Origin of the sequence: Culturomica sp. (genome assembly GCF_003524185.1) — a bacterium.
Taxonomy (GTDB): Bacteria; Bacteroidota; Bacteroidia; order Bacteroidales; family Marinifilaceae; genus Culturomica; species Culturomica massiliensis.
Window position 1 is genome coordinate 35,434 of the sequence record NZ_DOED01000038.1, and the last position, 12,097, is coordinate 47,530.

Sequence of the window (12,097 nt, forward strand, 5' to 3'; positions counted from 1 at the left end):
TTTGTCTTTGTCTGATATAATAAGCAGAGTATTATGAAAAAGTGGAGAAAGTTTACAAGTTGGAGAATAGGTGATTATGTTTTGCAGTTGTCTGTTGTTGTTTTAGGTATTATCGTCACTTTTGCCGGGAGTAGCGCTATCAGCAGGTATAGCGAATCAAAACAAGTCGCTAATACCATGCAATTGATCAAAAGTGAATTGAAACTCAACCGGGAAAGGGTAGAGGATATACATAAACATTTGAATTTTGAAAGAAGAGCGTGTAATTACATATTGCAGTATCGGAATAATCTTGAAAATGCTTCGGAGGATTCTTTACTCATGTATGCCAATATTCCTTTTCAGGTCGATTTGTTTATTTATGTTACTGATGCGCTGGAAATGCTGAAGATGTCGTCTTTATCACAGCGAATTCAGGATAAAGAATTGATTTTGCAAATTGTGAAAGCATACAATGAACTGAAGAGAATGCAGGAAGTGGTAAATTGGTTTTATGGTTTGAAATCAAAATATGCTGAACTTATTTTTACGGATGTAGAGTTTCAGAAAGGAGGAAAAAAGTGGGAAGGAAATGAAAAAGAAAATATTCGTAATATCTGCCGTTATCATTTAGATAATCTTCAATTTGTTAATATCCTGGAATTTACTTCAACAGGAGTCAATTATGAGTCCTCGTACCTGGATTCTAAGGAGGCTTTGGATCAGGCTATCGCAATGATCGAAAAGAAATACAGCCATAAATAACCGAATTTACACACTGGGACGGACTCATTGTGTAATTTCAGAAACAAAAATAAGGGGTAATGTGTTTTAAATCAGAATTTTAACCGGATACTAAATCTTGTTATAAATATCGGATGACACCGATACTCATTCCTGTAATCAGGGAAAGTAGACGTAAACTGGCACGGGTTTCTTTTTTTAATTCTTTGACGATTTGTCTGGATTCTGTTTTAGATAAATCCGTTATTTTTCGCCCCTTTAGTTTGTGTTTAAAAATTTTGCGGATCAGGTCATACGACATTTTTGTGTTGTCTTCGATATCAATACATTTTATAGAACATTCGGTTGCAATATAGGTTTCAAAGTCTTTTGGGGTTGTAAAAAACAGATTTAAAAAATTTGTGTAAACGAAAGTGTTGGCGGAAGAAAAATAGCTATTATAACTACTCCATTGATATTCATGCGCATTGTTGCATACACCTGCTTTTATGGGATTTTGTAAGATATAACGGAAGCATTGTAGTAGATAAGATTCGTTTTCTATAGCTTCGCTTTTAAAACGGTCCTGATATAAGTAGCCCCGGCGTGCATATTTGTGATTGAACCATAAGGCATATCCTGTTGCAAGATGGTGCATGTATTTACTGAGTTTTTGACTTTCAAGTATAAGGTGTATATGATTTGTCATGAGACAGTAACAGTAGATTTTAAATTCCGGTGATGCCTGTCGTCTGAGTAAATTTAGAAACATTTGCCTGTCGTCATTTTCTAAGAATATTACGGTTCGGTCTATACCACGTAACATAACGTGGTATATGTCGGTTATAGATCGTTGTCGGGCATGTCTCGGCATATTCGGTTAAGGATTAACACACATACCAAATTTACAAAATATTAAAATGTATTTCAATACCTGTTCGTTTTAATAAAAGATCTATAATCTCGGTAAGGAGTGATAAAAAACAGATTCTATTTCTGTAATCTTTTATGATTCCTGGTGTAGCTCCTTATTATCCGGGAGCTTTCTATTTTAAAATTACACAATGAGTCCGTCCCAGTGTGTAATTTTGGGTGTAAAAAGATGGTAAATTATTTGACAAGGGTGTCAATAATTTAGACATTCGAGAGAGGTGTGCTTGTTTGTTATATATTAGCTATCAATTATTTATGTTGTTTGGCACAGGGATTGATCATTATAATCTGATTGTTTGATTTTAATTAAAAATAGATATGAATAGTTTAAAAGTGTTTTCCCGGAATTTGCAGAAGCAGAAAACCGTAGGCATATTGAGTATCGGCAGTCTGGCTGTGGCGGTTGCCGTTGTGATACTGATAGGGTTATGGGCTGCAAATGAATTTAGTTTTGATAAATTTCAGAAGGACGGAAATAAAATATACCGGGTTTACGGTTCTTTGATGATGAACAATACCCTGACTCAGATAGGTGCTACTTACAAACAATTGGGGGCGGATGCTGTGCGTAAGTTTCCAGAGATAGAAAGTATGTGCCGGGTGAACCCGCAGAACGGGGAATTGAAGGTGAATGACGTGCTTTATCCGGACAATGACATGGCAATGGCAGATTCCAATTTTTTTACTTTTTTCACTTTTCCGCTGAAAGCCGGAGACCCGAAAACCTGTCTTTCGGCTCCGGATGGAATAGTGATCGATGAATATGCTGCCAATCGTTATTTCCCGGGAGAAGATCCGTTGGGTAAAATCATGAATATCAGGGGGAAAGATTATACCGTGACGGCTTTGATGTTTAACATGCCGGAAAATTCTCATTTAAAAGCCAATATTGTGACTCCGTTTATCGGATTTTGGGCGAATGATTTGTCATACGGGTCAAGCGATAGTTTTATTACTTATTTTAAAATTGCGGATGCAACTGCGCTTCCTGAACTTGAAAAAGAGATGACCCGGATGATATATTCGGTAGTCCCTATGTTTAAACAGATTAATTTTGAGTATAAATTACAGCCGTTGTACGATATTCATTTTAACGATTCGTTTAAATTCGATTCTGTAATACATGGAAACAGAAGTTTGGTGATGGTGTTTGTACTGACGGCTTTTGTGATTTTGCTGATTGCCTGCATTAATTTTATCAATCTGTTTGTTTCCACTTCTTTTTTGAGGGCAAAATCGATAGGTGTTAAAAAGACTCATGGAGCAGAGAAAGGAATGTTGGTCAGAGAATTTTATAAGGAAACGTTTTATTATGTGATAATGTCGGTGATTGTGGGTTTGGTGCTGGCAGTAATTGCTTTGCCCTTGTTTAACCGCTTGGCTGATTATCATTTAGCCATTAGTTTTCTGAATCCTTTTTTATATGTTTTTTTAGTTTTGGTTATTTTGTTCGTTATGCTGACGGCCGGTACGTTTCCTGCTTTGTATATGACTAAATTCAATGCTGTAGCGACTTTGAAAGGACAATTTAAAGGTAAGAATCTCTCTTTTTTACAAAAAGGATTGATTATCGCTCAATTTACGGCGGCGATTGTGATCCTGATCTCTGTATTTTTTATTAATAAACAAGTAAATTATATGATCGGTAAAGACCTGGGGTTTGATAAGGATAATGTGGTGTATGTGTATGACCGGGGCGGATTTGTGAAGAATTACCAGGCCTTTCGTAATGAGATGAGAAATGAGCCGGGTATTGTCGATGTAACGTTGAAAGATATCGATCCGGCAGGTTGGTGTCGTGGTAATACGGTGAGGAATCCCGGAGACGAACAGGATTATCTGATGGAGTTTTGTCAGATTGAGCCGAACTATTTCGATATGATGGGCATGAAGATGGTTATGGGAAGAGAGTTTGCCGAGGAGACGGGCGATTCGTTGCATTATTGCATTTTAAATGAAACGGCGGCCCGTGTATTGGGTTTTTCCGAACCTGTCGGCGAAAGAATTTATACGGATGGGGAATACCATATCGTGCGTGGAGTCGTTAAGGATGCACAGACCAAGTCGTTGCATCAGGGGGTAGACCCGCAGATTTATTTTGAATTTTCCAAGGGAGGGGTCGGAACGCCGACCGTACTTTTTAAAGTGCAGGGTAATCCGGGAGAAGCCGTTCGGGTGATACAATCTAAGTGGAATGAATTGAATCCGGGTACACCTTTTGAATATCATTTCTTGGATGATACCTATGCCCGGTTGTATAAGGCGGAAACGAATGCCGGGCAGATTCTGGCCGCTGCGATGGGAATAACGTTGCTGATCAGTATCGCCGGATTATTTGCTATGGCTTATTATACGACGCAACGCCGATTGAAAGAAATCGGGGTACGGAAGGTAAACGGGGCGTCTGTGCCGGAATTGTTAGTAATTCTGAATCGTAGTTTCTTTGTCTGGATCGGAATATCTTTTGTTCTGGCCTGTCCGTTGGCTTATATTTTTATATCTCGTTGGTTGGAAAGTTTTACAGACCGGACGGAAATGTCCTGGTGGGTATTCATTGCAGTCGGAATAATTACGTTTATCGTTACGTTACTGACTGTAAGCTACCAAACCTGGAAGGCTGCCAATGTCAATCCGGTAAGGGTTTTGAAAATGGAATAAATTTCAATTTCAGATGTATGATTTTAGATTTTAAATTGAAATACAAGGTTGAAAAGAATTTACGATTGAAAATAAAGCAGAACCGTAGGTTCTCTTAACAGGGATGTACAGCGAAGTATAATCCGTAAGTGAAACGAATATTCGTCAGTGAACGGGAGTCGTCATTAATCCGGCAGAAAGGATTGTTTGTTAAGGAGTTGATTTTTAAATAGTTGATGCTATGAATAGTTTGAATGTATTTATCCGGAATTTACAGAAACAAAAAACGGTTGGAATCCTGAGTATTGCTTGTTTGGGCATCAGTATTGCAGTGGCATTGCTGATCGGACTTTGGGCGATGAACGAATTGAGTTTCGACAATTTTCATAAGGATAGGGATAAGATATACCGTCTGACGATTAATTCGTTTAAAAATAACGAATCTGTGGTATTTGGGTCAACTTTCAAACCGTTTGCCGAAGAAGCGAAGGATAAGTTTCCGGAGATTGAATCGGCTTGCCGGGTAACACCATGGAGTCTGGGTGAAATTTGGATCGGTAATGTAATTCATAAAGAAAGTAAGGTTATCGTTGCGGATTCGAATTTTTTTACGTTTTTCTCTTTTCCGTTAAAGGTAGGGAATACGGTTACGATTTTAAATTCACCCGACAATATGGTGATTGATGAGGCGGCAGCCCGTAAATATTTTCCGGGTGAAGATCCGATTGGTAAATCCGTTCGTTATGGTGGGGTGAATTTTACGATTGCCGGAATAATGTATGATCTGCCGGCCAATTCGCATTTGCAGGGGCATTTCGTCGTACCGTTTTTCGGTTGGTATGCCCGGGATGTATGGGGAGGTTCAGATATATACCTGACTTATCTGAAATTGGGGGAAAATACCGACTTCCAGAAATTGCAGACCGGTTTGACCGATATTCTGACTTCCAATATGGAGAGTTTCCGGGATCGCAAATCAAACGTTTACCTGGAACCTTTAAAAGATATCCATTTTTCGAGATCCGATTTCAACTCGCCGATATTGAAAGGAAGTAAACCTTTGGTGATGGTTTTTATGTTGACGGCGTTGGTTGTATTACTGATTGCCTGTATCAATTTTATCAATCTGTTTATTTCAACTTCTTTTTTACGGGCCAAATCCATCGGTGTGAAGAAAACACATGGAGCTGATAAGAAATTATTGATGAGGGAGTTTTTTACGGAGACGTTTTATTATGTCATTGCGGCTGTTATTTTCGGGTTGATGTTGGCCTGGATGTGCATACCCTATTTCAATCGGTTGGCTAATTCGGCTATAACCATCGATCCGGCTTCTCCGTGGTTGTATGTTTTTGTCGGAAGTCTGATATTGTTTACCGTATTTGTGGCGGGGATGTTTCCGGCATTTTATATGACGAAGTTCGGAATTGTGGAAACGATGCGGGGGCAATTCAAAGGGAAGAAACTGTCTGTATTGCAAAAAGGCTTGATTGTGGCTCAGTTTACGGCTTCGATTGTCTTTTTGATATCCGTTTTTTTTATCGATAAGCAGGTACATTTTATGGTGAGTACGGATTTGGGGTTTGATAAGGAAAATGTTTTGTATGTAGAAAGCCGGGATGGGTTTATCAAGTCTTACAAAGCCTTGCGTGAGGAGTGGCTGCAATGTCCGGCCATAAAAGATGTCACCCGGAAAAATTGTCTGCCGACGGAATGGGTGCAGGGGTGGACGATCGGGAAACCCGGAGCCGACGATACGTATCTGATGGAAATGTGCCGGGTAGACTATAATTATTTCGACGTGATGGGATTGGATATCGTTGAGGGAGAGAATCCTTTTGAATATGCACACGATTCATTGCGTTATTGTATGATTAACGAACGGGCGGCCCAATTGTTGGAGATGGAACAGCCGGTAGGGCAAAATCTCTTGATTTACGGACGTTATTATCCGATCAAAGGAGTGGTAAAAAATGCACAGACCAAATCGTTTCATCAGGGAGTAGACCCACAGGTTTATGTGAAGCTGGATAATATGTGGGCGAATCAGGGTGTGCCTTATCTTTTCAAGATAAAAGGCGATCCTCAGCTGGCGATCCGGGAAATAGAAACGACATGGAAAGAGTTGGTACCGAATGTGCCTTTTGAATACGGCTTTTTGAATCAGACTTATGAAAGTCTGTACAAGGCCGAGACAAATGCCGGAAAGATTTTATCTTCCGCCATGCTGGTTACTTTTTTAATCAGTGTTGTCGGTTTATTTGCGATGGCTTTTTATGCAACACAGCGACGGGTCAAAGAGATCGGGGTGCGGAAAGTAAATGGTGCGACCGTCGGGGAGATATTGGTTATACTGAACCGTGATTTTCTGGCTTGGGTGTTGCTGTCGTTTCTTTTGGCCTGCCCGATTGCATATATTTTTGTAAATAGCTGGTTGCAGGGATTCCGGGTACGGACGGAAATGAGCTGGTGGGTATTTGCCGGAGTCGGAGTGATTGTAGTGCTGGTGGCATTGATTACAGTCAGTTACCAGACCTGGAAGGCTGCTACGGTGAATCCGGTAAAGGCATTGAAGACGGATTGATAAATTGAAAAGGATATGGAATATGTTAAGTTAATTATCCGCAGGTTTGCCCGCAACCGGGTTTATACGATAATTAATATCGGAGGATTGGCCATAGCTTTGACGGTAGCCTTATTGATATACAGCCATGTGGTGAAGGAATGGCAAACCGATCGGTTTCATGTGGGTGGGGAGCATATTTACCGGGTGACCTGCCAACATCCGGGATACGACTATTGGTCGACGGAGTTTTGTAGTCCTATGGCAGAAAATGCCGGGAAAGAGATTCCCGGAGTAAAGGATTATGTACGGCTTGTTGCTCCTCAGTCGTTTCTGGTAAAAAATGAACAGACCGGTGAATTCTTTTCCGAAGATCGGTGTATTTATACCGATCCGCAGTTTTTCAGCGTTTTGAGTTTTCCTTTGATTGCAGGAACGGTTGATTCCGCGACTGGTCCGGCCTGGGCCGTATTGTCGGAACGAATTGCCCGGAAATATTTCGGGAATGAACCGGCCGTGGGCCAAACACTTACTCTTCGTTATCCGGAGGGTCCGGAAGAGATGAATTATCAGGTAGTGGCAGTGATGAAGGATATGCCGGACCGTTCTTCTATCCAGGCAGACATCTTATTGGACTTTAGGCAGATTGAGGAATTGTATTTATATGGTGCCGGAAACGCTCTTACAACTTTGTTGGAATTGGAACCGCAGGCAGACATCACTGCTATAGAAAATGAAATTCCTGTGATGGAAGGACGTTATTCCGAATATGAAAAAGAGCAGAAGAAAATCGTTCGTTTACAACCCTTACGGGATATTTATCTGTATTCGGGACATATCCGGGATTATGAGGATGTTTTTAGTTACGGTTCTTTCCGTTTTGATTATGTCTTGGGAGGAATCGCTTTATTGATTCTTATACTGGCTTCCTGTAATTACCTGATGATTAAAATGGCTCAATTGCATAAAAACGGTGCTGTATTCGCGATACAGCGTTGCTTTGGAGCCGGAGACCGCACTATAAGACGGCAGGTTTTTATGGAAATTGCCATGCATACCGGTTTGGCATTGGGGATAGCCATCGGATTGTTTTTTACCCTGCATCCCTATTTTGTCGGAATCGTTTCTCCACAGCATGTTTATGCTTTGACTCTGACCAAGGAAGAATGGGTTTTATTCGGAATGTTGATCATTGTGTTTGTGCTCGGACTGGGATATCTGTTATCGCTCTGGCTGTTGAAACGTTTGGACAGGAACGGCATCAAACGTAGTATAAAACCGGTTTCCGGCGTCTTTGACCTGAAACAAGGATTGTTGGTCGGACAGATGTGTATTTTTTGCGGACTTTTATTTGCTTCTGTGGTATTGGTAAAACAAATGAATTTTGTCCGGCATAAACCGATCGGATTTGATAACCGGAATGTGTTATGTGTAGAATGGCCCGGTGATGAGGACATTATTTATCCGGTAAAGGAAGCGTTGTTGAATCATCCGGATATTTCGGCAGTCACTAATGGCCGTCCTTTACCGATCGGAAACTGGGTGATGTACGATGTGTATGATGTCGAAAAACCCGATAGAAAGATAAGGTCTTCTGCCTTGCTGGGAGATACGTCTTATCTGCAAACCTATCGGATGCGCTTGTTGGAAGGGCGTAATTACCGGAAGAAATGGGGTAATTATTTCGGTGTTGTTCAACAGGGAGAGGTTGTCATTAACCGGAAAATGGTACAGGAACTGGGATTGAAAAATCCGGTCGGTACGGTTCTGAATTATGGTCCTTCGACACTGACGGTTGTCGGAGTCGTGGAAGATTTTCATTATCAGTCGTTGTATCAACCGGTCAATCCGGTACTTATCGGTGCCGATCTGGTCGGTTATGACAGTAATTTAAACATTCGTTACCGGGAGGGGAAGAGGCAGGCGGTACTCGATTACCTCCGGAATTATTTCAAAGAAAATTATACCGGTATTATGATGCAATATACGGAATACAGTTATTCTGATCTGTATGCCCGGGATATTGCTTTGGTGAAAATGATCCATATTCTGACTGTATTGGCGATTTTAATTTCCGGTATGGGAATTTTTGCTTTTTCGATGTTTGTAGCAGAGAGCCGGACAAAAGAAATTGCGATGCGGAAAATCAGTGGTGCGACAGAAATGCAGGTAATCGGATTGCTGAACCAGAGTTTTATTTCTAAAATGGCAGTGGCTTGTCTGGCCGGCATCCCTGTTGCTTATTATGCCATGCATTTCTGGTTGCAGGGATTCGCTTACCGGACGACAGTCAATTGGTGGTTATTTGCGGTTGATGTAGGTGTCAGTATCGCATTGGTCGTATCGATTTCTTCCTGGCAGAGTTGGCGGGCGGCTTCGGTCAATCCGGTGGATGCCTTAAAAGATGAATAGTATATTCCAGGCGGGGCTGTACTATTGGTAAAAAAATAGACAACGGTGTCAAGAAATTATACATATATTTCCAATGAAGTGGTGGTTATATTTTTGGTAGTGAGAGTATTATGGTATTTGGTATAAGGATTGTATAAAACAGAAAGTGTATTGCAATAATTTTACGTTGAATGCGATGAACCATTTAAAACTTTTTTACGGAATTGGTTATATACCGTTATTACGATAGGAGGTTTTGTCATATCGCTGACTTTTGTGATTTTATTGAGTATCTATATTCGTCAGGAATTATCGGTGGACGGGTTTCAGGTAAACAAGGAGCGGGGGTGGCGGCTTTTATTGTAGCGGCTTTAATGGTCGGTTGGCAGAGTGTGAAAGTAGCTTCCGGGAATCCGGTAAAAATATTGAAAAACGATTAGTGATGAGGAATTATCTGAGACTGATTATTCGGAATTTTGTAGATGTATTGCGGCGTTCCCGAAGTGCAGCCTTATTGAATATTGCGGGACTGTCGGTAGCTTTTGCCGTGTTTACGGTGATTCTGATACGGGTAAGCCAGGAATATTCTTACAATACTTGTTTCCGGAATGCAGACCGGATATATCGTTTGGAGTTTTGGTACGAAGGATATGATGCCGGGGTACCGCTACCGATGGCGGGAATGATCAGCCGGTCTGTGCCTGAACTGAGTAAAGTAGGGGTCATCCAGTATTACGGGAGTGAAGCGGAATTTACCCTGCAGGGAGAAGACGGAGAAAGGTTGTTTTATAAAGAAGAAGTGGCTTATGCCGATACGGGTATTGTAGAGATTTTTGATATCCCGATTGTGGCGGGGGATGCACATGTCGCATTGACGGAAAAGCACCGGCTTTTATTACCTCTGCGTATTGCCCGGAAATGGTTCGGCAATGAAAACGCCGTCGGGAAAAATGTGAGGTGTAGGGATGTGGAGATGACAGTGGCTGCCGTGTATCAGGATTTACCGGAAAACTCATCGATAAAAAACAAGGTATATTCCTATGATTTTAATTCCGGTATGCAGATGAATAATTGGAATTATGTGCAGTTTTATGAAATATCGCCGGGGACGGATGTGCAGGCATTGGGACGAAAAATTTTAACGGTACCTGAATTTAAGGAAGAATTTCGACGGAAATACGATGAAGTCAGGAAAGCAGGTAAAGAATTGGTACAATTCCGACCTTTGAAAGAGATATATTTTACCGAGGAAGGAGGAAATACGGATGGAGGGAACCGGGCGTTTACTTTATTGCTGTTGGTTGTAGGCGGTTTGATTTTATCTGTGGCATTGGTAAATTTTGTCAATTTTTCGATTGCGTTGTCTCCGGTGAGGATGCAGGCATTGAATACGCAACGGACTTTCGGGGCGTCGCGGACTTTTTTAAGGCTTTGCATCGTTTCGGAAGCCGTATTGTTTTCATTTCTTGCTTTTGTGATCGGACTCTTATATTGTTACTTCCTGAATACGACCGGTTTATCCGATTTGATAAAGGTTTCCGTATATCCGGCCAAACATATCGGGATATGTTTTCTGGTAGCGGGGATCAGTATATTGACCGGGTTGCTGGCTGGTATTTATCCGGCTTTTTATATGACGGCTTTTTCTCCTGCTTTGGTTCTGAAAGGGTCCCGGGCTTTGTCTCCGCATGGGGTGTATCTGAGGAAAACGCTTATGGTGTTCCAGTTTGTCGTTTCGCTGGGATTGCTTATTTCTGTCATATTCATTTATAAACAATTGAATATGATGAAAATGCGGGGATGGGGAATTGATAAGGACAATGTTGTCTATTTGAAAACGAATAAGGAACTTTCCAGTCAGCGTTCTGCTTTTTTTACTGAATTGCGGAGGGCTCCTTTTATCCGGGATATTACGTATGCTTCGAGTCGTTTTGGTGAAGAAAGTTCTATGGATTCCTGGAACTCTGCGGCCTGGATCGGTGAAAATAAGACTTGGCTGACTGTCCGGATGGAATTCGTAGCTCCGAATTTTCTTTCTTTTTGGGGAATCCGGATAAAAGAGGGGGAAGGCTTTAAGGATACGACTTCTTATCGTGCTTTGGTAAATGAAACATTTATGAAGGAGTATGGTTTGAAAGATCCTTTTTCCGTCAATTATTCAGGACATCGGGTAAAAGGCGTAATGTACGATTTCAACTATTTTACAGCACAATATGCCATACAACCTTTGATTTTGTCGGTTATGGAAAACAGATCGGATGTTTATTATTACATTCGGATAGAACCTTCTGCCCGGGAAGAAGCCTTGAATTATATCCGGGAAAACATACAACATTTCGCGCATAGCCATTCGGGAGAAATTCTGTTTTTGGACGATCGTTTGCAAATGATGTACGAGGAGGAGAGCCGTCTGGGATGGCTGATTTCCCTTTTCGGCGGAGTGACTATTCTCATCGCTCTGATGGGTGTTTACGGGCTGGTGTTGTTTAATACGCGTTTCAGAGCCAAAGAAATCGGAATCCGGAAAGTAAATGGAGCGACGATTTCTGAAATTGTCCGGATGTTGAACGGGGAATCTTTACGATTGATCTGGGTCGCTTTTGTAATAGCCTGTCCGGTCGCCTGGTTTTTTATGAATTATTATTTGCAGAATTTTGCTTACCGAACGGGTTTATCGGCGTGGGTATTCCTCTTATCGGGTATTATCATGTTGCTGATTGTCGTATTGACCACAGTCTGGCAAAGCTGGAAGGCGGCCAATGCTAATCCGGTGGATGTGCTGAAAAACGAATAGATGAATTTATAATTTCGATTAATATGTGAAAATTGAGAAGTCACAAAGAAGATTGTGAGTCAAAAAAAAACGAATAT

The 12,097-nt window shown here is 41.2% G+C and carries 7 protein-coding genes; 6 read left to right on the forward strand and 1 reads right to left on the reverse strand.

The window, feature by feature from the left end; translation table 11 throughout:
* Positions 1-33 precede the first annotated feature (33 nt).
* Positions 34-744: a hypothetical protein gene (locus tag DD657_RS12925; RefSeq protein ID WP_021989514.1), complete on the forward strand. Its 711-nt coding sequence runs from the start codon at positions 34-36 to the stop codon at positions 742-744.
* Between the two features lie 100 nt (positions 745-844).
* Here DD657_RS12925 and DD657_RS12930 read toward each other — a convergent pair whose 3' ends face one another.
* Positions 845-1,576, reverse strand: coding sequence for a transposase (locus tag DD657_RS12930; protein ID WP_353745299.1), 732 nt, complete (start codon positions 1,574-1,576; stop codon positions 845-847).
* 377 nt (positions 1,577-1,953) lie between these two features.
* Here DD657_RS12930 and DD657_RS12935 point away from each other — a divergent pair, with 377 nt between their 5' ends.
* The 5 genes from DD657_RS12935 (at position 1,954) to DD657_RS12955 (ending at position 12,020) form a co-directional block, all read left to right on the forward strand.
* Positions 1,954-4,293, forward strand: a complete 2,340-nt coding sequence (locus DD657_RS12935; RefSeq protein ID WP_021989512.1) for an ABC transporter permease — start codon at positions 1,954-1,956, stop codon at positions 4,291-4,293.
* A gap of 220 nt (positions 4,294-4,513) precedes the next feature.
* Positions 4,514-6,856, forward strand: coding sequence for an ABC transporter permease (locus DD657_RS12940; RefSeq protein WP_287050176.1), 2,343 nt, complete (start codon positions 4,514-4,516; stop codon positions 6,854-6,856).
* A 15-nt stretch (positions 6,857-6,871) separates the two neighbouring features.
* A complete protein-coding gene (locus tag DD657_RS12945) occupies positions 6,872-9,247 on the forward strand; it encodes an ABC transporter permease (RefSeq protein WP_287050178.1) in 2,376 nt (791 codons plus the stop codon).
* 203 nt (positions 9,248-9,450) lie between these two features.
* Complete coding sequence (locus DD657_RS12950) at positions 9,451-9,666, forward strand: hypothetical protein (RefSeq protein ID WP_287050179.1); 216 nt, start codon at positions 9,451-9,453, stop codon at positions 9,664-9,666.
* Between the two features lie 2 nt (positions 9,667-9,668).
* Entirely contained in the window at positions 9,669-12,020 is a 2,352-nt protein-coding gene (locus DD657_RS12955) for an ABC transporter permease (protein ID WP_287050181.1), read from the forward strand.
* The last annotated feature ends 77 nt before the right edge of the window (positions 12,021-12,097 follow it).